General features: G+C 68.4%; 27 protein-coding genes and 1 pseudogene. 23 read left to right on the plus strand and 5 right to left on the minus strand.

Annotated features, from left to right (window positions below; translation table 11 throughout):
- The 19 genes from rho to ACVNF4_RS14500 form a co-directional block, all read left to right on the plus strand.
- The coding region (gene rho / locus ACVNF4_RS14410; protein WP_461803184.1) for a transcription termination factor Rho at positions 1-1352 on the plus strand (1352 nt) is incomplete at its 5' end.
- Between the two features lie 170 nt (positions 1353-1522).
- Positions 1523-2620, plus strand: a complete 1098-nt coding sequence (locus tag ACVNF4_RS14415; RefSeq protein ID WP_461803185.1) for an LCP family protein — start codon at positions 1523-1525, stop codon at positions 2618-2620.
- Between the two features lie 231 nt (positions 2621-2851).
- Positions 2852-3076 carry a 50S ribosomal protein L31 gene (gene rpmE, locus ACVNF4_RS14420; protein WP_461803186.1) on the plus strand — a complete coding sequence of 75 codons (225 nt, stop codon included), beginning with the start codon at positions 2852-2854 and terminating at the stop codon, positions 3074-3076.
- Positions 3077-3185: 109 nt separating this feature from the next.
- Positions 3186-4262 carry a peptide chain release factor 1 gene (gene prfA, locus ACVNF4_RS14425; protein ID WP_461803187.1) on the plus strand — a complete coding sequence of 359 codons (1077 nt, stop codon included), beginning with the start codon at positions 3186-3188 and terminating at the stop codon, positions 4260-4262.
- A gap of 37 nt (positions 4263-4299) precedes the next feature.
- The gene (gene prmC / locus ACVNF4_RS14430) at positions 4300-5145 is read left to right on the plus strand and encodes a peptide chain release factor N(5)-glutamine methyltransferase (protein ID WP_461803188.1); all 846 of its coding nucleotides are present in this window, start codon (positions 4300-4302) and stop codon (positions 5143-5145) included.
- A gap of 34 nt (positions 5146-5179) precedes the next feature.
- Entirely contained in the window at positions 5180-5827 is a 648-nt protein-coding gene (locus ACVNF4_RS14435) for an L-threonylcarbamoyladenylate synthase (protein WP_461803189.1), read from the plus strand.
- Between the two features lie 43 nt (positions 5828-5870).
- Positions 5871-6530: an arsenate reductase/protein-tyrosine-phosphatase family protein gene (locus ACVNF4_RS14440; protein ID WP_461803190.1), complete on the plus strand. Its 660-nt coding sequence runs from the start codon at positions 5871-5873 to the stop codon at positions 6528-6530.
- A gap of 187 nt (positions 6531-6717) precedes the next feature.
- Entirely contained in the window at positions 6718-7959 is a 1242-nt protein-coding gene (locus ACVNF4_RS14445; RefSeq protein ID WP_461803191.1) for a serine hydroxymethyltransferase, read from the plus strand.
- Between the two features lie 139 nt (positions 7960-8098).
- The gene (locus ACVNF4_RS14450) at positions 8099-9397 is read left to right on the plus strand and encodes an MraY family glycosyltransferase (RefSeq protein ID WP_461803192.1); all 1299 of its coding nucleotides are present in this window, start codon (positions 8099-8101) and stop codon (positions 9395-9397) included.
- Positions 9398-9731: 334 nt separating this feature from the next.
- The gene (locus ACVNF4_RS14455) at positions 9732-10145 is read left to right on the plus strand and encodes a hypothetical protein (protein ID WP_461803193.1); all 414 of its coding nucleotides are present in this window, start codon (positions 9732-9734) and stop codon (positions 10143-10145) included.
- Positions 10146-10370: 225 nt separating this feature from the next.
- Positions 10371-11198 carry a F0F1 ATP synthase subunit A gene (gene atpB, locus ACVNF4_RS14460; protein WP_461803194.1) on the plus strand — a complete coding sequence of 276 codons (828 nt, stop codon included), beginning with the start codon at positions 10371-10373 and terminating at the stop codon, positions 11196-11198.
- A gap of 80 nt (positions 11199-11278) precedes the next feature.
- Positions 11279-11524, plus strand: coding sequence for an ATP synthase F0 subunit C (gene atpE, locus ACVNF4_RS14465; protein WP_461803195.1), 246 nt, complete (start codon positions 11279-11281; stop codon positions 11522-11524).
- Positions 11525-11565: 41 nt separating this feature from the next.
- The gene (locus ACVNF4_RS14470; RefSeq protein WP_461803196.1) at positions 11566-12108 is read left to right on the plus strand and encodes a F0F1 ATP synthase subunit B; all 543 of its coding nucleotides are present in this window, start codon (positions 11566-11568) and stop codon (positions 12106-12108) included.
- Complete coding sequence (locus ACVNF4_RS14475) at positions 12105-12920, plus strand: F0F1 ATP synthase subunit delta (protein ID WP_461803197.1); 816 nt, start codon at positions 12105-12107, stop codon at positions 12918-12920. Before ACVNF4_RS14470 ends, ACVNF4_RS14475 begins: the two co-directional genes overlap by 4 nt.
- A gap of 134 nt (positions 12921-13054) precedes the next feature.
- Entirely contained in the window at positions 13055-14638 is a 1584-nt protein-coding gene (atpA, locus tag ACVNF4_RS14480; RefSeq protein WP_461803198.1) for a F0F1 ATP synthase subunit alpha, read from the plus strand.
- Positions 14639-14659: 21 nt separating this feature from the next.
- Positions 14660-15580 (plus strand): F0F1 ATP synthase subunit gamma, encoded by a 921-nt coding sequence (locus ACVNF4_RS14485; RefSeq protein WP_461803199.1) that lies wholly within the window; start codon positions 14660-14662, stop codon positions 15578-15580.
- Entirely contained in the window at positions 15580-17016 is a 1437-nt protein-coding gene (gene atpD / locus ACVNF4_RS14490; protein ID WP_461803200.1) for a F0F1 ATP synthase subunit beta, read from the plus strand. The genes ACVNF4_RS14485 and atpD overlap by 1 nt, the downstream gene beginning before the upstream one ends.
- Before the next feature lie 192 nt (positions 17017-17208).
- Complete coding sequence (locus tag ACVNF4_RS14495; RefSeq protein ID WP_461803201.1) at positions 17209-17583, plus strand: F0F1 ATP synthase subunit epsilon; 375 nt, start codon at positions 17209-17211, stop codon at positions 17581-17583.
- Between the two features lie 154 nt (positions 17584-17737).
- Positions 17738-18184 (plus strand): DUF2550 domain-containing protein, encoded by a 447-nt coding sequence (locus ACVNF4_RS14500; protein ID WP_461803202.1) that lies wholly within the window; start codon positions 17738-17740, stop codon positions 18182-18184.
- Positions 18185-18189: 5 nt separating this feature from the next.
- Here the strand turns inward: ACVNF4_RS14500 and ACVNF4_RS14505 are convergent, their stop codons facing one another.
- The 4 genes and pseudogenes from ACVNF4_RS14505 to ACVNF4_RS14520 all read right to left on the minus strand — a co-directional run bounded on the left by ACVNF4_RS14505 (position 18190) and on the right by ACVNF4_RS14520 (position 21671).
- Positions 18190-18384 (minus strand): hypothetical protein, encoded by a 195-nt coding sequence (locus ACVNF4_RS14505; protein ID WP_461803203.1) that lies wholly within the window; start codon positions 18382-18384, stop codon positions 18190-18192.
- A 117-nt stretch (positions 18385-18501) separates the two neighbouring features.
- A pseudogene (locus ACVNF4_RS14510) lies at positions 18502-19611 on the minus strand (glycoside hydrolase family 18 protein); the annotation flags it as partial.
- 258 nt (positions 19612-19869) lie between these two features.
- Positions 19870-20511, minus strand: a complete 642-nt coding sequence (locus ACVNF4_RS14515) for a response regulator (protein ID WP_461803204.1) — start codon at positions 20509-20511, stop codon at positions 19870-19872.
- A complete protein-coding gene (locus tag ACVNF4_RS14520) occupies positions 20508-21671 on the minus strand; it encodes a sensor histidine kinase (RefSeq protein ID WP_461803205.1) in 1164 nt (387 codons plus the stop codon). The genes ACVNF4_RS14515 and ACVNF4_RS14520 overlap by 4 nt, the downstream gene beginning before the upstream one ends.
- A gap of 162 nt (positions 21672-21833) precedes the next feature.
- Here ACVNF4_RS14520 and ACVNF4_RS14525 point away from each other — a divergent pair, with 162 nt between their 5' ends.
- Both ACVNF4_RS14525 and ACVNF4_RS14530 read left to right on the plus strand, forming a co-directional pair.
- A complete protein-coding gene (locus tag ACVNF4_RS14525; protein ID WP_461803206.1) occupies positions 21834-22412 on the plus strand; it encodes a hypothetical protein in 579 nt (192 codons plus the stop codon).
- A gap of 4 nt (positions 22413-22416) precedes the next feature.
- Positions 22417-22674, plus strand: a complete 258-nt coding sequence (locus ACVNF4_RS14530) for a type II toxin-antitoxin system Phd/YefM family antitoxin (RefSeq protein ID WP_461803207.1) — start codon at positions 22417-22419, stop codon at positions 22672-22674.
- 392 nt (positions 22675-23066) lie between these two features.
- On the opposite strand, the gene ACVNF4_RS14535 is transcribed toward ACVNF4_RS14530, so the two are convergent.
- The gene (locus ACVNF4_RS14535; protein WP_461803208.1) at positions 23067-23639 is read right to left on the minus strand and encodes a cob(I)yrinic acid a,c-diamide adenosyltransferase; all 573 of its coding nucleotides are present in this window, start codon (positions 23637-23639) and stop codon (positions 23067-23069) included.
- Positions 23640-23955: 316 nt separating this feature from the next.
- Between ACVNF4_RS14535 and ACVNF4_RS14540 the strand changes: the two genes are divergently transcribed.
- The gene (locus ACVNF4_RS14540) at positions 23956-24279 is read left to right on the plus strand and encodes an STAS domain-containing protein (RefSeq protein WP_461803209.1); all 324 of its coding nucleotides are present in this window, start codon (positions 23956-23958) and stop codon (positions 24277-24279) included.
- 182 nt (positions 24280-24461) lie between these two features.
- Positions 24462-24763 (plus strand): hypothetical protein (locus ACVNF4_RS14545; protein WP_461803210.1); only part of this gene is annotated, 302 nt, incomplete at its 3' end.

A 24763-nucleotide genomic window follows, 5' to 3' on the forward strand; every position in this document is an offset into this window, starting at 1 on the left:
AGGGCCGTCCGGAGCGCCAGCCGCGCCAGGAGCGTCAGGACCGCCAGGAGCAGCAGGGCGGCGGCCGTCAGGACCGCCAGCGCGACAACGGCCCCCGCGCGGACGAGGACGACGAGTTCGGCGACGGCCGCCGTGGCCGCCGCGGCCGTTACCGGGACCGCCGAGGCCGCCGTGGCCGCGACGAACTGGGCGCCCCCGAGCCGCAGTTGGCCGACGACGACGTCCTGATCCCGGTCGCGGGCATCCTCGACATCCTCGACAACTACGCGTTCATCCGTACCTCGGGCTACCTGCCCGGTCCGAACGACGTGTACGTCTCCCTCGCCCAGGTCCGCAAGAACGGCCTGCGCAAGGGTGACCACGTCACCGGTGCGGTCCGCCAGCCCAAGGACGGCGAGCGGCGCGAGAAGTTCAACGCGCTCGTCCGTCTCGACTCCACCAACGGCATGGCGCCCGACTCGGGCCGGGGCCGTCCGGAGTTCAACAAGCTGACGCCGCTGTACCCGCAGGACCGGCTCCGCCTGGAGACCGACCCGGGCGTGCTGACCACGCGGATCATCGACCTCGTGTCGCCGATCGGCAAGGGCCAGCGCGGTCTGATCGTGGCCCCGCCGAAGACCGGCAAGACCATGATCATGCAGGCCATCGCCAACGCGATCACGCACAACAACCCCGAGTGCCACCTGATGGTCGTCCTCGTCGACGAGCGTCCGGAAGAGGTCACCGACATGCAGCGGTCGGTGAAGGGCGAGGTCATCTCCTCGACCTTCGACCGCCCCGCCGAGGACCACACCACGGTCGCCGAGCTCGCCATCGAGCGGGCGAAGCGACTGGTGGAGCTGGGCCACGACGTCGTCGTCCTGCTCGACTCGATCACCCGCCTGGGCCGCGCGTACAACCTCGCGGCGCCGGCCTCCGGGCGCATCCTGTCCGGTGGTGTCGACTCGACGGCCCTCTACCCCCCGAAGCGCTTCTTCGGCGCCGCGCGCAACATCGAGGACGGCGGCTCGCTGACGATCCTCGCGACGGCGCTCGTCGACACCGGGTCCCGGATGGACGAGGTGATCTTCGAGGAGTTCAAGGGCACCGGCAACATGGAGCTCAAGCTCGACCGGAAGCTCGCCGACAAGCGGATCTTCCCGGCCGTCGACGTCGACGCGTCCGGTACCCGTAAGGAAGAGATCCTGCTTGGCAACGAGGAGCTGGCGGTCGTCTGGAAGCTGCGCCGGGTGCTGCACGCGCTCGACCAGCAGCAGGCGATCGAGCTGCTCCTCGACAAGATGAAGCAGACGAAGTCGAACGCCGAGTTCCTGATGCAGATCCAGAAGACGACGCCGGGTAACGGCGACTGACGTCGACCGGTTTCTGAAGCGGTCATCCCCTGGACACAGGGGGTGACCGCTTTTCTTTGGTTTTTCTGTGTTTTTGGTCGGCTCTGGCGACTTGTGCAACCCTGTCCGGAGTTTCCCCGTCTGATCGGGTGGAGTGATGATGAGACGGGGCCGCAGAGAGTCGAGGAGACATGTCCGCCGAGAGCACGCCTGAGATACCGGGCCGGGGTCCTGCGCACCGCAAGCCGAAGAGGCGGCGGGGGCTGGTGGTGGGGGCGTGGGTCGCCGGTGGGGTGCTGGTCCTCGGGGGGACCGGGGCGGGGTATCTGTTCTTCAAGCTCAACGGGAACATCAAGAGCGTCGACATCGATCAGGCGCTGGGGTCGGACCGGCCGGTCAAGGTCGACAACGGGTCCGAGAACATCCTGGTGCTCGGGTCGGACTCGCGGTCCGGGGCGAACAAGCGGCTCGGTGGGGGGACCGACGACGGGAGCGCCCGCTCCGACACCGCGATGATCGTGCACGTCTATCAGGGGCACAAGAAGGCGAGCGTCGTCTCCATACCCCGTGACACGTTGGTGGACCGGCCGGCCTGTACGGACTCGTCCGGGGTGACGCACTCCGCCTCGCGCGGGGTGATGTTCAACTCCGCGTACACCACCGGTGGGGCGGCCTGTGCGGTGAAGACTGTCGAGGCGATCACCGACCTGCGCATGGATCACTACCTTGAGGTCGACTTCTCCGGCTTCCAGAAGCTGATCGATGAGCTGGGGGGTGTGCGGGTGACCACCACCAAGGCCATCAAGGACAAGGACAGCCACCTCGACCTCGCGGCCGGCACGCACACGCTGAACGGCCAGCAGGCCCTCGGTCTCGTCCGCACCCGGCACGGTGTCGGCGACGGGTCCGATCTCGGCCGCATCCAGCTCCAGCAGGCGTTCGTGAAGGCCCTCGTCAACCAGGTCAAGTCCATCGGCCTCTTCACCAGCCCCACGAAGCTGTACGGGCTCGCCGACACGGCCACGAAGGCGGTGACGACCGACTCCGACCTCGGCTCCGTCAACTCGCTGATGTCCTTCGCGAACGGGCTCAAGGGGATCGGCTCCGGTGACATGACGATGGTCACGATGCCGGTCCAGTACGATCCGGCGAACCCGAACCGGGTGGTGATCGCCGAGGCGAAGGCTCAGCAGGTGTGGGCCGCGCTGAAGGGGGACCAGGCGATCCCGAGGGCCGCTACGCAGGGGACGGCGACGGGGGAGGCCAATGGGGTGGTGGCTACCTCGTAGGGGCCGGGTGCGGGTTCGTTGTTGTGGAAAGCATGGCGCTTGCTTTTCAGGGGCGCGGGGAACTGTGCGACCAGCCACGTACGGCCCGCAGACCGCACCCGGGAATAGTTCCCCCCACCCCCCGGTTTGGGCGTATGGCACCAGTCCTGGCAGACTGGTCAGTCGGCCCCGGTTCACGCCCCGCAGTCCGCGGAAGCGACCCGGTGCCCTCCCGTTGATCTAGGAGACACCTTGAAGCGCGACATCCACCCCGCGTACGTCGAGACGCAGGTCAGCTGCACCTGCGGCGCGTCGTTCACGACTCGCAGCACGATCGAGGCCGGCGCGATCCGTGCCGACGTGTGCTCCGAGTGCCACCCGTTCTACACGGGCAAGCAGAAGATCCTCGACACCGGTGGCCGTGTGGCCCGCTTCGAGGCCCGCTTCGGCAAGGCCGCCGCAGGCTCCAAGAAGTAGCGAGCCCCTCTTCGCCGGTCCACGGCAGTGCCTCCGCAAGGAGGCGCTCCGGGACCGGCGTTTTTGGTCGCCGCCCACTTCACCGCCGTAAAAAACAGGAGCACCCGAGATGTTCGAGGCCGTCGAAGAACTGGTCACGGAACACGCCGACCTGGAGAAGCAGCTCGCCGACCCGGCGGTCTTCGCCGACCAGGCGAACGCGCGCAAGCTGAACAAGCGCTACGCCGAGCTGACCCCCATCGTCGGGACGTACCGCTCCTGGAAGCAGACCGGTGACGACATCGGCACGGCGAAGGAGTTCGCCGCCGACGACCCGGACTTCGCGGCGGAGGTCAAGGAGCTGGAGAAGCAGCGCGAGGAGCTGACGGAGAAGCTGCGCCTGCTGCTCGTCCCCCGGGACCCGTCCGACGACAAGGACGTCATCCTGGAGATCAAGGCGGGGGCGGGCGGTGACGAGTCCGCACTGTTCGCCGGGGACCTGCTGCGCATGTACCTGCGGTACGCGGAGCGCGTCGGCTGGAAGACCGAGATCATCGACGCCACCGAGTCCGAGCTGGGCGGATACAAGGACGTCCAGGTCGCCGTCAAGACCAAGGGCGGCAACGGGGCCACCGAGCCCGGTCAGGGCGTCTGGGCGCGGCTGAAGTACGAGGGTGGTGTGCACCGTGTGCAGCGCGTGCCGGCCACCGAGTCGCAGGGGCGGATCCACACGTCCGCCGCGGGTGTGCTCGTCACTCCCGAGGCCGAGGAGGTCGAGGTCGAGATCAATCCGAACGACCTGCGCATCGACGTCTACCGGTCGTCCGGGCCGGGTGGGCAGTCCGTCAACACGACCGACTCCGCCGTTCGCATCACGCACCTCCCCACCGGCGTCGTAGCCTCCTGCCAGAACGAGAAGAGCCAGTTGCAGAACAAGGAGCAGGCGATGCGTATCCTGCGCTCCAGGCTGCTCGCCGCGGCCCAGGAGGAGGCGGAGCGGGAAGCCGCGGACGCCCGGCGCAGCCAGGTCCGTACCGTCGACCGCTCCGAGAAGATCCGTACGTACAACTTCCCGGAGAACCGCATCTCCGACCACCGGGTCGGATTCAAGTCGTACAACCTGGACCAGGTCCTGGACGGCGACCTCGACGCGGTGATCCAGGCGTGTGTCGACGCGGACTCGGCGGCCAAGCTCGCCGCCGCGTAAGCTCCAGCGCCCCCAGTACGAGAACCGGAGGACCCGCGTGAACCTGCTCCTCGCCGAGGTGGCCCAGGCCACCCAGCGGCTGGCCGACGCCGGTGTGCCCTCGCCGCGCACCGACGCGGAGGAGCTCGCCGCGTTCGTCCACGGGGTGAAGCGCGGCGAACTGCACTCCGTGAAGGACTCCGACTTCGACGCCCGCTACTGGGAGGTCATCGCCCGCCGCGAGCAGCGCGAGCCGCTCCAGCACATCACCGGGCGGGCCTACTTCCGGTACCTGGAGCTCCAGGTCGGGCCCGGGGTGTTCGTGCCCCGGCCGGAGACCGAGTCGGTCGTCGGGTGGGCCATAGACGCCGTGCGCGCGATGGACGTCGTCGAGCCGACCATCGTCGACCTGTGCACCGGGTCCGGTGCGATCGCCCTCGCCCTCGCGCAGGAGGTGCCTCGGTCCAAGGTGCATGCCGTGGAGCTGTCCGAGGACGCGCTCGTGTGGACGCGGAAGAACATGGCCGGGTCGCGGGTCGATCTGCGGCAGGGCAACGCGCTGGACGCCTTTCCCGACCTCGACGGGCACGTCGACCTCGTCATCACCAACCCGCCGTACATTCCGCTCACCGAGTGGGAGTACGTCGCTCCCGAGGCCCGTGACTACGACCCCGAGCTGGCGCTGTTCTCCGGGGAGGACGGGCTGTCGCTCATCCGGGGTCTTGAGCGGACCGCTCATCGGCTGCTGCGGCCCGGTGGGGTTGTCGTGGTCGAGCACGCGGACACCCAGGGCGGGCAGGTGCCGTGGATCTTCACCGAGGAGCGGGGGTGGGCCGACGCCGCCGATCACCCCGATCTCAACAACCGGCCCCGCTTCGCCACGGCTCGTCGGGCGATGCCGTGATGACTGATTCCTACGCATTCGAGGAGGCCGGCTGATGGCACGGCGATACGACACCAACGACGCGACCGACCGTACGACCGGTCTGCGTGAGGCCGCGTCCGCCGTGCGCCGGGGTGAGCTGGTCGTGCTGCCCACGGACACGGTGTACGGGATCGGGGCCGACGCGTTCTCCTCCGAGGCCGTGTCGGATCTTCTCGACGCGAAGGGGCGGGGGCGGAACATGCCCACGCCGGTTCTCATCGGGTCGCCCAACACGCTGCACGGGCTGGTGACCGACTTCTCCGAGATGGCGTGGGAACTGGTCGACGCGTTCTGGCCGGGGGCCCTGACGCTGGTCGCCCGGCATCAGCCGTCCTTGCAGTGGGACCTCGGGGACACTCGCGGGACCGTCGCCATCCGGATGCCGCTGCACCCCGTCGCCATCGAGCTGCTCACCGAGGTCGGGCCCATGGCGGTGTCCTCCGCGAATCTGACCGGGCATCCGGCGCCGGAGAACTGTGACGAGGCGCAGGGGATGCTGGGGGACTCCGTCTCCGTCTACCTCGACGGGGGGCCCACGCCGGCGAATGTGCCGTCGTCGATCGTGGACGTCACCCGTGAGGTGCCGGTGCTGCTGCGGGCGGGGGCGATCTCCGCGGAGGAGCTGCGGAAGGTCGTACCCGATCTTGAGGTGGCGAATTGACGAGGGCCCTGCGGGTGGTCGTCGCCGGGCGGGGGGTCACCCCATGCCGGGCATAGGCGGTGGGGAGACGGCCGCCGAGATCACCACGACGTTCGGGTTTCCCCGGGACAGTTTTCGGATTCTGCATGTCAGTACCGGGAACGTGTGCCGGTCGCCGATCACCGAGCGGCTCACCCGGCATTTTGTCGCTGAGCGGCTCGGGGTGCTCGGGGGTGGGCTGATCGTCGAGAGTGCGGGGACGTGGGGGCACGAGGGTGCGCCCATGGAGGCCAACGCGGAGGCCGTGCTCGCGGACTTCGGGGCGGACTCGTCCGGGTTCACCGGGCGGGAGCTGCTGGACGAGCATGTCATCCGGGCCGACCTGGTGTTGACGGCTACGCGGGATCATCGGGCTCAGGTGATCTCGATGGGGCACTCGGCGGGGCTTCGGACGTTCACGCTGAAGGAGTTCACGCGGCTTGTGCGGGCCATAGACCCCGCTACCCTGCCGCCTCTGGACGAGGGCGTCGTGATGCGGGCTCGGGCTCTTGTGCGGGCCGCTGCGGCTCTGCGGGGGTGGCTGCTGGCGCCTACCGCCGAGGCTGATGAGGTGCATGATCCTTACGGGGCGCCGTTGCCGTTCTTTCGGTCCGTCGGGGGTGAGATACATCAGGCGCTGGATCCTGTTGTCACCGCTTTGACCGGGGTTGCCGCGCGGATGTAGTGGGCGGGGCGCGGGGGCCGGGGGTGCGGCGAGCCCGTCGCCTTCTGTCTCGCGTTCGTTCAGGGTGTGCGGTGCTTTCTGTGTAGTAAGCGACGGGCTGCGCCGCACCCCCGGCCCCCGCTTCCCGCCGTTTGCCGCTTTCCCTTCCCGGCGGGTGGGGTTGTGCTGTGCGGCCTACATTGGGGGTATGAGCGTTTCTCTGGGTGTGCCGGGTGTTGATGTGCTCGTGCGGGCGGATCCTGAGATGGGTGAGGTGTTGTTGGCCGAGGGGCGGCGGCAGGCTTCTGGGGTGCAGTTGGTGGCTGCTGAGAATTTTTGTTCGCCTGCTGTGCTGGCTGCTCTTGGGTCTGTGTTGGCCAATAAGTATGCCGAGGGGTATCCGGGGGCTCGGCATCATGGGGGGTGCGAGGTTGTTGATGTTGCTGAGCGGGCTGCTGTGGAGCGGGCCAAGGGGTTGTTCGGGGCTGAGCATGTGAATGTGCAGCCGCATTCCGGGTCTTCTGCTGTGTTGGCCGCTTATGCGGCCCTGTTGCGGCCTGGGGACACGGTGTTGGCGTTGGGGCTCGCTGATGGGGGGCATTTGACGCACGGGTCGCCTGCGAATTTTTCTGGGCGGTGGTTCGAGTTCGTTGCGTACGGGGTGGATCCTCGGACCGGGTTTGTTGATTATGAGGCTGTGCGGGAGTTGGCTCGTTCGCATCGGCCCAAGGCGATCGTGTGTGGGTCGATCGCTTATCCCCGGCATCTTGATTACGGGTTCTTTCGGGAGGTTGCCGATGAGGTGGGGGCTTATTTGATCGCTGATGCCGCGCATCCCATCGGGCTGGTCGCGGGGGGTGTGGCGCCCAGTCCGGTGCCTTATGCGGATGTGGTGTGTGCGACCACGCACAAGGTGTTGCGGGGGCCTCGGGGCGGGATGGTGATGTGTGGGGAGGAGTTGGCGGAACGGGTTGACCGGGCGGTTTTTCCGTTCACGCAGGGTGGGGCGCAGATGCACAGTGTTGCCGCGAAGGCCGTCGCGTTCGGGGAGGCGGCTGCTCCTGGGTTCGCCGCCTATACGCGGCAGGTCGTCGCCAATGCCCGGGTGCTGGCCGCTGGGCTGGCGGCTGAGGGGATGCGGGTGGTGACCGGGGGGACCGATACGCATCTGGTCGTGGCAGATCCGGCCCCGTTGGGGGTCGACGGGCGGGTTGCCCGGGGGCGGCTGGCGGCTGTTGGGGTGGTTCTTGACTGCTGTGTGGTGCCTGGGGGCGGGGGGAGGGGGTTGAGGCTGGGGACGGCTGCTGTGACTACTCAAGGGATGGGAGAGGCGGCTATGGCTCGGGTCGCCGTGCTGATCGCGGGGGTGGTCAGAGGGGAGGTGACGGCGAGGAGAGGGCGTGAGGAAGTTGCGGAGCTGGTGCGGGATTGTCCGCCCTATGGCGGTTGAACGGGGTGGTGCGGGCAGGCGTACAAGAAGACGCACAGCCGGACGTGCAACCATCGTGGCTACCCGGATGTCTCCACACGTATGCGCTCGTCGCTAGGGTGTGGGGCTGAGATGGCCAGCGAGACCTGTGGGGAAGCCCGTGCGTGAATACCTCCTGACGCTCTGTGTCACGGCCGCGGTGACGTATCTGCTGACCGGGCCGGTGCGGAAGTTCGCGATCGTGGCCGGGGCGATGCCGGAGATCCGGGCGCGTGACGTGCACCGGGAACCGACTCCGCGGCTCGGTGGGATCGCGATGTTCTTCGGGCTGTGTGCCGGGTTGCTGGTCGCGGATCATCTGACCAACCTCAACGAGGTGTTCGAGAAGTCGAACGAGCCTCGGGCGCTGTTGTCGGGGGCCGCGCTGATCTGGCTGATCGGGGTGCTCGACGACAAGTTCGAGATCGATGCCTTGATCAAGCTCGGCGCGCAGATGATCGCGGCGGGTGTGATGGTCGTCCAGGGGCTGACGATCCTGTGGCTGCCGATCCCGTTCGTGGGAACCGTCGCGTTGACGCAGTGGCAGGGGACCCTGCTGACGGTCGCGCTGGTGGTCATCACGATCAACGCCGTCAACTTCGTGGACGGGCTGGACGGGCTGGCGGCCGGGATGGTGGCCATCGCCGCCGGAGCGTTCTTTCTGTACGCGTACCGGCTCTGGTACGGCTACAACATCGAGGCCGCCGCTCCGGCGACGCTGTTCGCGGTGATCCTGATCGGCATGTGTCTGGGCTTCCTGCCGCACAACATGCACCCGGCCCGGATCTTCATGGGTGACTCGGGGTCGATGCTGATCGGGCTGATCCTCGCGGCCAGCGCCATCTCCATCACGGGACAGGTCGATCCGGACGCCCTGAAGCTGTTCGCCGGCTCCGAGCGCAACGCCGTCCACCAGATGATGCCGGTCTACATTCCGCTGCTGATGCCGTTGACCATCATCGCGATTCCGGCCGCCGACCTGATCCTGGCGATCGTGCGCCGGACCTGGAAGGGGCAGTCGCCGTTCGCGGCGGACCGGGGGCATCTGCACCACCGGCTGCTGGAGGTCGGACACTCGCACAGCCGGGCCGTGCTGATCATGTACTTCTGGTCGGCGCTGATCGGGTTCGGGGCGCTGGCGTACTCCGTCAACTCGGCGTCGATGTGGATCGTCCTCGGGATCTCGTCGCTCAGTGCGGTGGGTCTTGTGCTGCTGTTGCTGCCCCGGTTCACGCCGCGTGCTCCGCTGTGGGCGCAGGCGTTCCTGCCGCCGCGTTACCGGCGCCGCAGGGCTGTGGTGGCGGCGGTCTCGGTGGCTTCCGAAGAGGCCGAGGAGCGTACTCCCGTGGGGGCAGGGGTGGCGGGTGGCGTCAACGGGGCTACCGCTGTGGGGGGTCGTACGCGGGTCCCTCGAAGGTGAGAACGTTCCTGGGGCTTGGCGCTTCAAGGTAAGAATCTGACTAGAGCATTGCCAACTCATTGGGGAAGCTAGAGGGTGCGAAGAGGGCAATACCAGACAAGCCCCCTCGGTTTTCGCTCAGACGCGCGCGTTCACTCTCATGTGTGACGGGGAGCACCCTCGGCAGGTAAAGACCTCATCAAATAGTTTGTGATACGGTTCACGAGAACCCCGGACAGAGCCGAAAGACCGCAGTGCGACGGTCCAATGGTCTGAGGTCTCGCCCCCCTGAACCGGGTCTACGCTCGTCCATGACGACAACCCTGCCCCCCCTTTTGAAACGCGGAGTTCCGCCATGCCGTCCAACGACGTCCGGATTTTGGCCCAGGCCGCTGTGCCCACAGCCGCCGCCGGTGCTATCGCCGCCGTGGTGAGCGGTGTGGTGGCGGGCGGTAAGGGTGCGATCGGGGCGGTCGTCGCGACGGTCGTGGTGATGCTGTTCATGGGGATCGGGCTGTACGTGCTCCAGCGCACGGCCAAAACGCTTCCGCAACTGTTCCAGGCGATGGGGCTGATGCTCTACGCGGTTCAGATCCTGCTGCTGTTCGTCTTCATGTCCGTGTTCAAGAACACCACCCTGTTCAACCCCCAGGCCTTCGCGGTCACGCTCGTCGTCGCCACCATCGCGTGGATCGCGGCTCAGGCGCGTGCCCATATGAAAGCCAAGATCCTCTACGTCGAACCCGAAAAATCGGGGCACTCGTCGTGAGAGGTAGGGGCGGGATAAAGACGCACGACAGATCCTGCTATCGTCCGGTGCCAACTGCGGCATCGCGGGCGCGGGCATTCGAGCTGACGCCTGTTCATTCGCGAGGCGAGATGCCCCTGAGCCGCCCCCACATCCGTAACACCAGTCCCGTGCCGAACGGCGGCCCCGTGCCGCGCCGACACAACGAGGTTGCCGTACCTATGCGCCACGACGAAGGAGCCCGCGGTGAGTGCTGACCCGACGCAGACGCTCGCTTTCGACACGAGTTGTCACCTGTTCGACGGGTGTGGCTTCGACACGGTCGCTCCGGGCCTGCACTCGTTCCTGTTCAAGCCGCTTTTCGGCGACGCGGACAGCAACCTGTACTTCAACAAGACGATGCTGCTGGCGCTTCTCGGCTCGATCATCATCGTCGCCTTCTTCTGGGCCGCCTTCGGTAAGCCGAAGGTCGTCCCGGGCAAGCTCCAGATGGTCGCCGAAGCCGGTTACGACTTCATCCGGCGCGGCGTCGTCTACGAGACCATCGGCAAGAAGGAGGGTGAGAAGTACGTACCGCTCGTCGTCTCCCTCTTCTTCTTCGTCTGGGTGATGAACCTCTGGTCGATCATTCCGATCGCCCAGTTCCCGGTCACCTCGGTCATCTCGTACCCGGCGGTCCTCGCGGGCCTGGTGTACATCCTGTGGGTCTCCCTGACCTTCAAGCGTCACGGATTCGTCGGCGCCTTCAAGAACTTCAGCGGCTACGACAAGTCCCTCGGCGCGGTCCTGCCGATGGTCATGGCCCTCGAACTGCTCTCGAACCTGATCGTGCGCCCCTTCACGCACGCGGTCCGACTCTTCGCGAACATGTTCGCCGGCCACACCCTGCTGCTGCTCTTCACCATCGCCAGCTGGTACATGCTCAACGGCGTCGGCATCGCCTACTCCGGTGTGTCGTTCGTGATGGTGATCGTGATGACGGCCTTCGAGCTCTTCATCCAGGCGGTCCAGGCGTACGTGTTCGTCCTGCTGACCTGCAGCTTCATCCAGGGCGCGCTCGCCGAGCACCACTGAGCACACGCCCGCCTGAACCAAACCCCCTGCACTCGGTGGCCAACCCCCACCGGTCCTTGAAAGAGAAGGAAGAACCGGACATGTCCGCTCTCCAGACCCTCGCCGAAGTCAAGATCATGGGCAACCTCGGCTCCATCGGTTACGGCCTCGCCGCGATCGGCCCCGGCGTCGGCGTCGGCATCGTCTTCGGTAACGGCACCCAGGCGCTCGCCCGTCAGCCCGAAGCTGCCGGCCTGATCCGCGCCAACCAGATCCTCGGCTTCGCCTTCTGTGAGGCGCTCGCCCTCATCGGTCTGGTCATGCCGTTCGTTTACCCGGCCTCCTGACCTGATCCGTCGGACCGCCCCTTTCGACGAAAGGCACTGATATGAGCCACCTGGTTCAGTTGGCGGCCGAGGCGGAGAACCCCCTCGTCCCGCCGGTACCCGAGCTCGTCATCGGCCTCATCGCCTTCGTCATCGTCTTCGGCTTCCTCGCCAAGAAGCTCCTCCCGAACATCAACAAGGTTCTGGAAGAGCGTCGCGAGGCCATCGAGGGCGGTATCGAAGACGCGCAGGCCATGCAGCAGGAAGCCCAGAGCGTCCTGGAGCAGTACAAGGCCCAGCTCGCCGAGGCCCGGCACGAGGCCGCCCGTCTGCGCCAGGAGGCGCAGGAGCAGGGCGCCACGCAGATCGCCGAGATGCGCGCCGAAGGCCAGCGGCAGCGCGAGGAGATCGTCGCCGCCGGTCACGCGCAGATCGAGGCCGACCGCAAGGCCGCCTCTTCCGCGCTGCGCCAGGACGTCGGCAAGCTCGCCACCGAACTGGCCGGCAAGCTCGTCGGCGAGTCCCTTGAGGACCACGCCCGGCAGAGCCGCGTCATCGACCGCTTCCTCGATGATCTTGAGGAGAAGGCCGAGGCAGCGCGATGAACGGAGCCAGCCGCGAGGCCCTGGCCGCCGCACGGGAGCGCCTCGACGCGCTGACCGACGCCACGTCGGTCGACGCGGGTGCGCTCGCCGGTGAGCTGGCGTCCGTGACCGCACTGCTCGACCGCGAGGTCAGCTTGCGTCGGGTCCTCACCGACCCGGCGCAGTCCGGCGAGGCCAAGGCCCAGCTCGTCGCGCGTCTGCTCGGCGACCGGATCAGCGGCCCCGCCGCCGACCTGGTGGCCGGACTCGTCCGCGCCCGCTGGTCCCAGTCCCGCGACCTGGTGGACGCGCTGGAGGAGCTGGCGAACGTCGCCGACCTCACCGCCGCCCAGCAGGCGGGCACGCTCGACAACGTCGAGGACGAACTGTTCCGCTTCGGCCGGATCGTCTCCTCCAACACCGAGCTGCGCGCCGCGCTGACCGATCGGAAGGCCACCGCCGCGGCCAAGAGCGAGCTGCTGCGCAGCCTGCTCGCGCGCCGTGCGGACGCGGCCACCGAACGGCTGGTGACCCGCCTGGTGACCGCGCCGCGTGGCCGTAGCCTGGAAGCGGGCCTGGAGGCCCTCTCCACGCTCGCCGCCGAGCGCCGGGACCGGATGGTCGCCGTGGTCACCTCCGCGGTTCCGCTGAGCGACGGCCAGAAGCAGCGCCTCGGCGCCGCCCTCGCCAAGCTCTACGGCCGCCAGATGCACCTCAACCTCGACGTCGACCCCGCGGTCGTCGGCGGGATGCGGGTGCAGGTCGGTGACGAGGTCATCAACGGCTCGGTCGCCGACCGCATCGAGGACGCCGCCCGCCGCATGGCGAGCTAGCAGTACGAAGCAGAACGTAATACGGCCCGCGTTGGGCCGTGCAGAGGATTCACCTCGTTCAGGGGGGAGTCCGGAGTGCTAGACATCCCCCCAAAGTGAAACTTCGGGCCCAACAAGGAGAGCAGGGAACCCAGATGGCGGAGCTCACGATCCGGCCGGAGGAGATCCGGGACGCACTGGAGACCTTCGTCCAGTCGTACCAGCCGGACGCGGCCTCGCGCGAGGAGGTCGGTACGGTCACCCTTGCCGGCGACGGCATCGCGAAGGTCGAGGGTCTTCCCTCGGCCATGGCCAACGAACTGCTGAAGTTCGAGGACGGCACCCTCGGCCTCGCGCTGAACCTGGAAGAGCGCGAGATCGGCGCCATCGTCCTCGGTGAGTTCAGCGGCATCGAGGAGGGCCAGCCGGTGCACCGCACCGGAGAGGTCCTCTCCGTCGCGGTCGGCGAGGGCTACCTCGGCCGCGTCGTCGACCCGCTCGGCAACCCGATCGACGGCCTCGGCGAGATCGAGACCAGCGGCCGGCGCGCGCTGGAGCTCCAGGCTCCCGGCGTCATGGCCCGTAAGTCGGTCCACGAGCCGATGGAGACCGGCTACAAGGCCGTCGACGCCATGACCCCGATCGGCCGCGGTCAGCGTCAGCTGGTCATCGGCGACCGCCAGACCGGCAAGACCGCCCTGGCCGTCGACACGATCATCAACCAGCGCGACAACTGGCGCTCGGGCGACCCGAAGAAGCAGGTCCGCTGCGTCTACGTCGCCATCGGCCAGAAGGGCTCGACCATCGCCTCCGTGCGTGGCGCCCTCGAAGAGGCCGGCGCGCTGGAGTACACGACCATCGTCGCCGCCCCCGCGTCCGACCCGGCCGGCTTCAAGTACCTGGCGCCGTACACCGGTTCCGCCATCGGCCAGCAGTGGATGTACGAGGGCAAGCACGTCCTCATCATCTTCGACGACCTGTCGAAGCAGGCCGACGCCTACCGTGCCGTCTCCCTCCTGCTGCGCCGCCCGCCGGGCCGCGAGGCGTACCCGGGTGACGTCTTCTACCTGCACTCCCGTCTCCTGGAGCGCTGCGCGAAGCTCTCCGACGAGCTGGGCGCCGGCTCGATGACCGGTCTGCCGATCGTCGAGACCAAGGCGAACGACGTCTCGGCGTTCATCCCGACCAACGTCATCTCCATCACCGACGGCCAGTGCTTCCTGGAGTCGGACCTCTTCAACGCCGGTCAGCGTCCCGCGCTGAACGTCGGTATCTCCGTCTCCCGAGTCGGTGGTTCCGCGCAGCACAAGGCGATGCGCCAGGTCTCCGGCCGACTGCGCCTCGACCTCGCCCAGTACCGCGAGCTGGAGGCGTTCGCCGCCTTCGGTTCCGACCTGGACGCCGCGTCGAAGGCCCAGCTGGAGCGGGGTTCGCGCCTCGTCGAGCTGCTGAAGCAGGCCCAGTACCAGCCGATGGCCACCGAGGACCAGGTCGTCTCCATCTGGGCCGGCACCAACGGCAAGATGGACGAGGTCCCGGTCGTCGACATCCGCCGCTTCGAGAAGGAGCTCCTTGAGTACCTGCACCGCAAGGAGCAGGGCCTCATGACCTCCATCAAGGAGGGCGCGAAGATGTCGGACGACACGATCCAGGCCATCGACGACGCCATCGCCGAGTTCAAGAAGCAGTTCGAGACCGCGGACGGCAAGCTGCTCGGCGAAGACTCCGCTGCCAAGTGACGTAAGGAAGGGACCTGACTCATGGGAGCCCAGCTCCGGGTCTACAAGCGTCGCATCCGATCCGTCACCGCGACCAAGAAGATCACCAAGGCGATGGAGATGATCGCCGCCTCGCGCGTCGTCAAGGCGCAGCGCAAGGTGGCGGCCTCCACGCCGTACGCGACCGAGCTCACGCGCGCGGTCACGGCGGTCGGCACCGGCTCGAACACGAAGCACCCGCTGACCACGCAGGCCGACACGGTCACGCGGTCCGCGGTGCTGCTCCTGACGAGCGACCGCGGTCTGGCCGGCGCCTTCAACTCCAACGCCATCAAGGCGGCGGAGCAGCTCACGGCGAAGCTCCAGGCCGAGGGCAAGGAGGTCGACACGTACATCGTCGGCCGCCGAGGTGTCGCGCACTACAACTTCCGTGAGCGCAAGATCGCGGACTCGTGGTCGGGCTTCACCGACGAGCCAACGTACGCGGACGCCAAGGAAGTCGCGGCGCCGCTGATCGAGGCGATCGAGAAGGAGACGGCGGACGGCGGGGTGGACGAGATCCACATCGTGTTCACCGAGTTCGTCTCGATGATGACGCAGACGGCGCTCGACGACCGTCTGCTCCCGCTCAGCCTCGACGACACGTCGGGCGCCGGAGAGTCGAAGCAGGGGGAGATCCTTCCCCTGTACGACTTCGAGCCCTCGGCGGAGGACGTCCTCGACGCCCTGCTGCCGCGCTATGTGGAGAGCCGCGTCTACAACGCGCTGCTCCAGTCGGCGGCTTCGAAGCACGCGGCGACGCGGCGTGCGATGAAGTCGGCCACCGACAACGCGGGCGAGCTCATCGAGACGCTCTCCCGCCTTGCCAACGCGGCCCGCCAGGCCGAAATCACCCAGGAAATCAGCGAGATCGTCGGTGGCACCGCAGCCCTCGCCGACGCGACCGCGGGGAGTGACCGCTAATGACCACCACTGTTGAGACCGCGACGGCCACGGGCCGCGTCGCCCGGGTCATCGGCCCGGTCGTCGACGTGGAGTTCCCCGTCGACGCCATGCCCGACATCTACAACGCCCTGCACGTCGAGGTCGCCGACCCCGCCGAGGACGGCGCGCTGAAGACGCTGACCCTGGAGGTCGCCCAGCACCTGGGTGACGGCCTGGTCCGCACCATCTCCATGCAGCCCACCGACGGCCTGGTCCGCCAGGCCCCGGTGACCGACACGGGCACGGGCATCTCCGTCCCCGTCGGTGACTTCACCAAGGGCAAGGTGTTCAACACCCTCGGCGAGGTGCTGAACACGGACGAGCAGTACGAGGGCGAGCGCTGGTCCATCCACCGCAAGGCCCCCAACTTCGACGAGCTTGAGTCGAAGACCGAGATGTTCGAGACCGGCGTCAAGGTCATCGACCTGCTGACCCCGTACGTCAAGGGCGGCAAGATCGGTCTGTTCGGCGGGGCCGGCGTCGGCAAGACGGTGCTCATCCAGGAGATGATCTACCGCGTCGCCAACAACCACGACGGTGTCTCCGTGTTCGCCGGTGTCGGTGAGCGCACCCGTGAGGGCAACGACCTCATCGAGGAGATGGCCGACTCGGGCGTCATCGACAAGACCGCGCTGGTCTTCGGTCAGATGGACGAGCCCCCGGGCACCCGTCTGCGCGTGGCTCTCGCGGGTCTGACCATGGCGGAGTACTTCCGCGATGTGCAGAAGCAGGACGTGCTGTTCTTCATCGACAACATCTTCCGCTTCACGCAGGCTGGTTCCGAGGTCTCCACCCTCCTCGGCCGCATGCCGTCCGCCGTGGGTTACCAGCCGAACCTGGCCGACGAGATGGGTCTCCTCCAGGAGCGCATCACCTCGACCCGTGGTCACTCGATCACCTCGATGCAGGCGATCTACGTCCCCGCGGACGACCTGACCGACCCGGCCCCGGCCACCACGTTCGCCCACCTCGACGCGACGACGGTGCTCTCCCGTCCGATCTCCGAGAAGGGCATCTACCCGGCCGTGGACCCGCTGGACTCCACGTCCCGGATCCTGGACCCCCGCTACATCGCGGCGGACCACTACAACACCGCGATGCGCGTCAAGACGGTCCTCCAGAAGTACAAGGACCTTCAGGACATCATCGCGATCCTCGGTATCGACGAGCTGGGCGAGGAGGACAAGCTCACCGTCCACCGTGCCCGTCGCGTGGAGCGCTTCCTGTCCCAGAACACCCACGTCGCCAAGCAGTTCACCGGCGTCGACGGGTCGGACGTGCCGCTGGACGAGTCGATCGCCGCGTTCAACGCGATCATCGACGGGGACTACGACCACTTCCCGGAGCAGGCGTTCTTCCTCTGCGGTGGCATCGAGGACCTGAAGGCCAACGCCAAGGAGCTGGGCGTCTCCTGAGCTTGATGCTCTGAGAGGGGACGGGGTGTGTCCCGTCCCCTCTCGCACGCCCACGCTGCATCGCCCGGGGGACAACCCCCGGACCCCCGGCCGAGGCTGGGGCGGGGCCCCGGCACATTGGTGCTGTGGGGCCCACTAGACTTGTAACCAACACCCGGCAGGACCGCCGGGTGGTGACCCGAGGAGCCAACCTTGGCTGCTGAGCTGCACGTCGCGCTGGTCGCGGCCGACCGAGAGGTCTGGTCGGGCGACGCGACTCTCGTCGTCGCGCGCACCACGTCCGGCGACATCGGCGTCATGCCCGGTCACCAGCCGCTGCTCGGTGTGCTGGAGTCGGGCCCGGTGACCATCCGTACGAGTGACGGCCAGACCGTCGTCGCCGCGGTGCACGGCGGATTCATCTCGTTCGCCGACAACAAGCTGTCGCTGCTGGCCGAGGTCGCCGAGCTGTCGGACGAGATCGATGTCCAGCGCGTCGAGCGTGAGCTGGAGCGTGCGAAGGCCGAGGGCGACGCGGGTGCGGAGCGTCGCGCGGAGGTTCGACTGCGCGCGGCGGCAACGCATTGATCGCTGCGCCCATGTGATGTCAGTCACTCAGCCGCGGCCGGCCCGGAGTCATCCGGTGCCGGTCGCGGCTGAGGCAGATCTGGATGTTTTTTCCGTTCCGTTACCAATTGCCGAACGCGATGTCGGTACGTAGGAGACGAGGAGGTCGGTGTCGATGGTCCTCGCTCTGACTGTGTGCGGAATCGTCGTGGCCCTTGTGGTGCTGGGGCTGTTCGTCTTCGGCCTGCGCCGCAGACTGATCCAGCGCTCGGGGGGCACGTTCGACTGTTCGCTGCGGTGGGACGTGCCCGAGAACCCTGATCCCAGCGGCAAGGGGTGGTCCTACGGGGTCGCCCGGTACAGCGGGGACAGCGTCGAGTGGTACCGCGTCTTCTCCTATGCCTACCGGCCGCGCCGGGTCCTGGAGCGCTCCTCCATCGAGGTCGCCGGGCGCCGGCTGCCCGAGGGCGAGGAGGAGCTGGCGCTGCTGTCGGACGCGGTGGTGCTGGCCTGCACGCATCGCGGGACACGCCTCGAACTGGCGATGAGTGAGGACGCGCTGACCGGGTTCCTGGCGTGGCTGGAGGCGGCGCCGCCCGGGCAACGGGTGAACGTGGCCTGAGAGGGTCAGGTTCGCAGGGGGCACACGGGCCGTACCTGCTCCTGTTCGACGGTGGCCGGGTGCTGCCCCTGAGAGAGAGTCACCGTCACGGTGACCTGGGAGAGTACGGCTATCAGGGCCGCCGTGGTGGCCGAGCCGAGGGCGGCGAGCTGACCCGCCGAGGGCGTGAACCTGTGCTTGGTGCTGGGTCGGCGCTTCATGAGTCCCCCCGAACTTTCCGTTCCGCTTGCTGTGCAGAGACCCACCTTCTTCCCTGTACCCCCCGTTTCTCGCGGGCCGTTCGGTCCACCGGGGTGGGCCGAACGGCCCGTTCTGCCTCAGGTCAGGTTGTTGCTGATCGCCGTCACCAGTTCGCCGTTCGGTGTGTCACCGCTGAACTCCCAGAAGAACGCGCCCTTCAGGCCTTGGGACTTCGTCCAGGCCATCTTTCCGGCGATGGTCTGCGGGGTGTCGTAGGACCACCAGTTCGTGCCGCAGTGGGCGTAGGCGGTGCCGCCGACGAGGCCGGTGGCGGGGCAGGTGGACTTGAGGACCTTGTAGTCCTCGACGCCTTGGTCGTAGGTGCCGGGGGCGGGGCCGGTTGCCGTGCCGCCCGGTGCCGACTGGGTGACGCCGGTCCAGCCTCGGCCGTAGAAGCCGATGCCGGTGAGGAGCTTGCTCGCGGGGACGCCCTTCGCGCGGTAGCTGGCTATGGCGTCGGCGGTGGTGAAGCCCTGTTGGGGGATGCCGGGGTAGGCGGTGAGGGGGGAGTGGGGGGCCGTGGGGCCCTGGGGGGTGAAGGCGCCGAAGAAGTCGTACGTCATCACGTTGTACCAGTCGACGTACTGGGCGGCGCCCGCGTAGTCCGTCGCGTCGATCTTGCCGCCGGGGGAGGCGTCGGCGGTGGTGGCGGCGGTGACCAGGTAGTTCGCGCCGAACTCGGCGCGCAGGGCGGACATGAGGTTCTTGAAGGCGGCCGGGCCCGAGGTGTCGCAGGAGTCGCCGCAGGCGTTCGGGTACTCCCAGTCCATGTCGATGCCGTCGAAGACGTCGGCCCAGCGCGGGTCCTCGACGAGGTCGTGGCAGGACTGGGCGAACGCGGCCGGGTTGCGGGCGGCCTCGCCGAAGCCGCCGGACCAGGACCAGCCGCCGAACGACCACAGGACCTTGATGTGCGGGTACTTGGCCTTGAGCTGGCGGAGCTGGTTGAAGTTGCCGCGCAGGGGCTGCTCCCAGGTGTCGGCGGCGCCGCTGACGGACTGGTCGGCGGTGAACGCCTTGTCGTAGTCGGCCCAGGCGTCGCCGATCGCGCACTTGCCGCCGGTGACGTTGCCGAAGGCGTAGTTGATGTGGGTGATCTTCGCGGCGGAGCCGGAGGTGACGAGGTTCTTGACGTTGTAGTTCCGGCCGTAGATGCCCCACTCGGTGAAGTAGCCGAGTTTCACGGGGGATGCGGCCCGAGTGTGCGGGGTGCCGGCTGTCGCCGGGGTCGCCAGGGCGGCGAGCGGGAGCAGGGTTGCCGCGGCGACCATGGGTGCCAGCTTGCGGAAGAGGTGTCTGCCGAGTGCGAAGCGCATGGGGCGCCTCCTCGATGTGGGGGTGGGGTGACTGCTCGGCCTTGCTTGACCGTGCGGGGAGCGTAGGAGTGGTCTGGACCAGCCGTCAATAGGTCTGTACCAATCTCGCTTTACTCGCTCTTGGTCAGCCTAGATCCCCAACTCCTGGGCGAGAACGGCGGCTTGGACCCGGCTGCGGAGCTCCAGCTTGGCCAGCAGCCGGCTCACGTGGGTCTTGACGGTGGCCTCGGCCATGTCCAGGCGGCGGGCGACGTCCGCGTTGGAGAGGCCCTCGCCGAGGCAGGACAGGACCTCGCGTTCACGCCGGGTGAGGGTGTCGAGGACGGTCGTGTCGGTGCGGGGCGCGCGGGTGCCGGTCGTCGCGAACTCGGCGATCAGGCGGCGGGTGACCGCGGGGGCGATCAGGCCCTCACCCCGGGCCACCGTCCTTACCGCGTCCAGGAGTTGGGCGGCCTCGGCGTTCTTCAGGAGAAAACCGGCGGCGCCCGCGCGCAGGGCGCCGAAGACGTACTCGTCCAGGTCGAAGGTGGTCAGGACGAGTACGTCCGCGAGGGACTCCGCGACGACCTGCCGGGTCGCCGACACGCCGTCCAGGCGCGGCATCTGAACGTCCATCAGGATCAGGTCCGGCCTCAACTCCCTGGCCAGGGCCACCGCCTGCTCCCCGTCCGCCGCCTCGCCGACGACCTCGATGTCCGGGGCGCTGCCGAGGATGAGGACCAGACCCGAGCGGACGGCCGACTGGTCCTCGGCGACCAGGACGCGGATCATGCGGGGTCTCCTTCGGGGAGGGGGAGGGTGGCGTGGACGGTCCAACTGCCGTCCACCGGGCCCGCGTCGAACGTGCCGCCGACCAGCGTGGCGCGTTCGCGCATGCCGACCAGGCCGGCGCCGGAGCCGGGGGCGCGGGGGGCGGTGGGGGTGCGGTACGGGCTGGAGACCGTGAGGTCGAGGAGCGTGCCGTGGCGGCGCAGGGTGACCGTGACCGGGCCGGGGGAGGAGTGTTTGAGGGCGTTGGTGAGGGATTCCTGGACGATGCGGTAGGCGGCCAGGCCGACGGGGGCGGGGAGGCCGTCGGTCGGGGCTGCCGTCAGGGTGACGTCCAGGCCGTTCGAACGGGCGTTGTCCAGGAGGGAGTTGAGGGCGTCCAGGGTCGGGGCCGGTTCGACGTCCGTGCTGTCCGCGCGCAGGATGCCGATCAGGCGGCGCATCTCCGTGAGGCCCTCGACGCTGTTCTCGCGGATCACCGTCAGGGCCTGCTTCGAGGTGTCCGGGTCGTCGATCGACAGGGCCGCCGTCGAATGGATCGCGATCGCCGAGAGGTGGTTGGCCACCACGTCGTGCAACTCCCTTGCCATGCGGGCGCGTTCGGCCGTGACCGCCTGGGTGCGGTCGAACTCCGCGAGCAGGGCGGTCTGTTCGGCTCTCAGGTGGGCCGCCTCCGCCGCCGCGCGGTGGTCGCGGACCAGGACGCCGGTGGTCGCGGGGGTGAAGGTGACGAGGGCGACCGCGAAGCCGATCAGGAGGGCGTTGGGGTGATGCCAGAAGGCGAACGGGATCGCCGCTGCCAGCAGGGTCAGGAGTGCGGAGGCGCGGGGGATGAAACGTGCCGTCGCGGGGGTGCCGTAGAGGACCGCCGCGTACACCAGGTCCGTGTACAGCAGGACGGTGACGATGCTGCCCCGGGTGATCGTGTCCAGGGCGAGGAGGGCCGTGCCGAGGAGGGTGGCGGTGACGGGGTGGGTTCTGCGCAGGAGTGCGCATGCCGACATCAAGGCCAGGGGGATCAGGGCGGCCCAGGTCGGGGGCCACAGGACCAGGTTGTTGTCGCCTCCCTGGCGGGCGTAGAGGCCGATCGTCCACAGGAGGGTGCCGCCGGTCAGGCCTGCGGCTGCGATGCGGATGTCGTCGCGGTGGGGTCGTACGGCCATGGGTCCATCCAACACGGCGGGGGGTGGCGGGGCGTGGTGCGTGGGGCGGGTCCTGGACTGCATCTTTCGATGTACCGGGATCTCGTCGTGGGTGACGAGGTGAGGGGGGTGGGATGGCGGGAGGCTGGGAGGGAGAGCGGGGGTCCTGGAGGGAGCTGAGACATGATCGTCGGGTTGATCATCGCCTGTGAGGTGGCGTTCTGGGTGTTGCTGGCGGCCGGGTTGCTCTTCCGGTACGGACTCAAGATGCCGCGCACCGGGCTGGCGTTCCTGCTCTGCGAGCCGTTGCTTGAGGTCGTCCTGTTCATCGTCACGGCCATGGATCTCCGGGACGGGGCTGAACCCAGCTGGCACCATGGCGTCGCCGCCGTCTACATCGGCTTCACCGTCGGGCTCGGGCACTCCACCATCAAATGGGCCGACGCACAGGTCTCCCACCGCTTCTTCGGTGGCCCTCCTCCCGTCAAGCCCCCCAAGTACGGCATGGCCCGCGCCGCCCACGAGTGGAAAGTCGCCGCCCGCTGGATCGTCGCGGCACTCGTCGCCGCCGGGCTTCTTCAGGCCGCGATCTGGTATGTCGGGGATGCGGGGGAGACGGGGTCGTTGCGGTGGTGGCAGTCCCGGATGCTGCTTGTGATCGGCATCAACGTGATCATCGCCGGGGCGTACACGGTGTTTCCGAAGCGGGGGTCTGAGGGGCGGGTGGAGGAGGAGAGGGAAGGCGCGGGGCGGGGATACTGACGCCATGGACGACGCTGTATCCGTGAGTCGGGCGCGTGTGGACCTCTCCCTTCTGGTCGACAGGGCCGAGGCGGGCGAACCGACGGTCATCACTCGGCGGGGGGTTCCTGTTGCCGCGATCGTGCCGATGGGCGAATACGACGCGTTGGAGCGGGCTGTCGATGCTGAACTGGGGCGCCAGGCACTGAGGGAACTCGCGGAGGAGGGGCCGAGGGCCTCGTGGGCGGAGGTGTTGGGGGATGTGGTGAACGGGGCTGAATGAGGTGCGGGGTGCGGGTTGGTGGGGGCTGGGGTGGGGGGCGTTTCGCTCACCCGCGCTTGCGGGGTGCCGCTGCGCCCACCCGTGCCGCCCCATGGGGTACCTCCCAGGCCTTTGAGGCACTGGGGGAGGCACGACTGCCCGCAGCTGGGTGGCGGGTGGGTGGCGGGTGGGTGGCGCGGTTGTGTGGGGTGAGTAGGCGGGTGCGGGTGTGTTGTGGCTGGTCGCGCAGTTCCCCGCGCCCCTAGACCCGTTGGCCGTCTGCCGGAGGGCCGGGCTGAGGTCGCGGGGAGGGTAGTCTCGCCCGCTGCCCGCTGCCCGCTGCCCGCTGCCCGCTGCCCGCTGCCCGCTGCCCGCTGCCCGCTGCCCGCTGCCCGCTGCCTGTTTGCGGTTCTCTACCTCTCCCCGCCCGGCACCCACAGCACATCCCCCGTCTCCTTGTTCGCTGTCCGCGCCAGGATGAACAGGAGGTCGGACAGGCGGTTCAGGTATGTCGCTGTCAGGGGGTTCATCGTGGCGGCGTGGGCCTCCAGAGCCGCCCACGTGGAGCGTTCCGCGCGGCGGGTGACCGTGCAGGCGTGGTGGAGGAGGGCGGCGCCGGGGGTGCCGCCGGGGAGGATGAAGGAGCGGAGTTTTTCGAGGGTGGAGTTGTAGTGGTCGCAGTCGGCTTCGAGGCGGTCGATGTATTGCTGTTCCACGCGGAGAGGGGGGAAGGCCGGGTTCTCCACCACCGGGCAGGAGAGGTCCGCTCCTACGTCGAACAGGTCGTTCTGGATGCGGGTGAGGACCTTCACCACGTCCTCCGGCAGCGCGCCGAGGGCGATCGCCGTGCCCAGTGTCGCGTTCGCCTCGTTCGTGTCGGCGTAGGCCGCGATGCGGAGGTCGGTTTTGGGGACGCGGCTCAGGTCGCCGAGGTTGGTGGTGCCCTGGTCGCCGGTGCGGGTGTAGATGCGCGTCAGATTGACCATGGGGACAGGGTAGTTGTGGCCGGGTGGGGGCCGTTTGTGTGATGTCCGCCAGAACACACGTGACGCGCGTTACTAAGCCGTCACAGAGAGCCTTGATCCCGCTAGGGTCCGGGCCAAGGGCTGGTGGATCGGGGTGGGTTCACCCGCCGGGGGCGGCCGGCGCCGTGGTGGGACGTTCGCACTAGGACACGCGAACCGCACACGCCCCACGAGCCTCACCCCTGCGAGTGAATTCGGTATCGGTTCGCTCACAGACGGCAACCTCCGGCCGCTCAGGGCAGTCAGACGATGCGATACCGACGCAGGGGAGCTGCATATGCACATCAGGGGCGACCACACCGAGGTGGTCGTCGGGGGTCGGCTGGACGTGCACAGCGCGGCGGACGCCCGTACGGTCCTGCACTCGGCCGTCGACGCCGGAGCCGGCGATCTGTTGCTGGACCTGTCGGAACTGGACTTCTGGGACGCCACGGGCCTCGGTGTGATCATGGGCGTGCACCGCCGCGCGGGCCGTGCCGGACGCCGTCTGGTCCTGCGCGGTGTACCCCCGCAACTGCAACGCCTGCTGGTGGCGACCCGCCTGCACCGCATCCTCGTCATCGAGGGCGCCGAGCCGGCGTCGTCCCTGCCCAGGGTCTGACCAACCGTGACGTCTCGGGCGGGCCGGTACCCCGGTCTGTCGGAGATGCTGTGCGAAGGTTTACGGTTCGATGGCCCGCCTCCCTCAGCCCTCTGGCGGGCACCGGACCAGAAGCGACAGCGACGTGTGCAGCGCGGCCGGGAAGGGCCACCACCACACGACGCTTTTGGGGGGCTTGACCGATGGACCCGAACACCCGGGAGCCCGAGGAGACCGGCGAGGACGGCCGCGCGCAGCGCCCCCGCCCCACCAGGGACCCCCTGGCACCCGACTTCGCCCCGCACACGCCGACCCCGATCCGTACGGTCGACGTCGTGGCCGGCGAGCACCTGCTCACCGTCAACCCCGTCGACGGCAGCGAGATAGAGCTCTGCCCGCCGACGGAACGCCCCGAACCCCCCACGCCCCCGGCGCACCACCTTCCGCACACAGCCGCCGCATCCTGGTCGACAGATGTTCATCTGCGCGCGGGCGGCGAGCGCGG

The sequence above is a fragment of the Streptomyces sp. S6 genome (genome assembly GCF_054880855.1).

Excerpts from the sequence above, each read along its gene's own strand:
- ACVNF4_RS14445 (WP_461803191.1), top strand. The coding sequence starts at position 6,718 with ATGAGCGTTTCTCTGGGTGTGCCGGGTGTTGATGTGCTCGTGCGGGCG.
- ACVNF4_RS14515 (WP_461803204.1), bottom strand. The coding sequence starts at position 20,511 with ATGATCCGCGTCCTGGTCGCCGAGGACCAGTCGGCCGTCCGCTCGGGT.
- atpE (WP_461803195.1), top strand. The coding sequence starts at position 11,279 with ATGTCCGCTCTCCAGACCCTCGCCGAAGTCAAGATCATGGGCAACCTC.
- atpD (WP_461803200.1), top strand. The coding sequence starts at position 15,580 with ATGACCACCACTGTTGAGACCGCGACGGCCACGGGCCGCGTCGCCCGG.
- ACVNF4_RS14470 (WP_461803196.1), top strand. The coding sequence starts at position 11,566 with ATGAGCCACCTGGTTCAGTTGGCGGCCGAGGCGGAGAACCCCCTCGTC.
- atpA (WP_461803198.1), top strand. The coding sequence starts at position 13,055 with ATGGCGGAGCTCACGATCCGGCCGGAGGAGATCCGGGACGCACTGGAG.
- ACVNF4_RS14530 (WP_461803207.1), top strand. The coding sequence starts at position 22,417 with ATGGACGACGCTGTATCCGTGAGTCGGGCGCGTGTGGACCTCTCCCTT.
- ACVNF4_RS14535 (WP_461803208.1), bottom strand. The coding sequence starts at position 23,639 with ATGGTCAATCTGACGCGCATCTACACCCGCACCGGCGACCAGGGCACC.
- ACVNF4_RS14455 (WP_461803193.1), top strand. The coding sequence starts at position 9,732 with ATGCCGTCCAACGACGTCCGGATTTTGGCCCAGGCCGCTGTGCCCACA.
- ACVNF4_RS14475 (WP_461803197.1), top strand. The coding sequence starts at position 12,105 with ATGAACGGAGCCAGCCGCGAGGCCCTGGCCGCCGCACGGGAGCGCCTC.
- ACVNF4_RS14435 (WP_461803189.1), top strand. The coding sequence starts at position 5,180 with ATGGCACGGCGATACGACACCAACGACGCGACCGACCGTACGACCGGT.
- ACVNF4_RS14440 (WP_461803190.1), top strand. The coding sequence starts at position 5,871 with ATGCCGGGCATAGGCGGTGGGGAGACGGCCGCCGAGATCACCACGACG.
- prfA (WP_461803187.1), top strand. The coding sequence starts at position 3,186 with ATGTTCGAGGCCGTCGAAGAACTGGTCACGGAACACGCCGACCTGGAG.
- ACVNF4_RS14485 (WP_461803199.1), top strand. The coding sequence starts at position 14,660 with ATGGGAGCCCAGCTCCGGGTCTACAAGCGTCGCATCCGATCCGTCACC.
- ACVNF4_RS14525 (WP_461803206.1), top strand. The coding sequence starts at position 21,834 with ATGATCGTCGGGTTGATCATCGCCTGTGAGGTGGCGTTCTGGGTGTTG.
- ACVNF4_RS14415 (WP_461803185.1), top strand. The coding sequence starts at position 1,523 with ATGTCCGCCGAGAGCACGCCTGAGATACCGGGCCGGGGTCCTGCGCAC.
- ACVNF4_RS14500 (WP_461803202.1), top strand. The coding sequence starts at position 17,738 with ATGGTCCTCGCTCTGACTGTGTGCGGAATCGTCGTGGCCCTTGTGGTG.
- ACVNF4_RS14505 (WP_461803203.1), bottom strand. The coding sequence starts at position 18,384 with ATGAAGCGCCGACCCAGCACCAAGCACAGGTTCACGCCCTCGGCGGGT.
- ACVNF4_RS14520 (WP_461803205.1), bottom strand. The coding sequence starts at position 21,671 with ATGGCCGTACGACCCCACCGCGACGACATCCGCATCGCAGCCGCAGGC.
- ACVNF4_RS14540 (WP_461803209.1), top strand. The coding sequence starts at position 23,956 with ATGCACATCAGGGGCGACCACACCGAGGTGGTCGTCGGGGGTCGGCTG.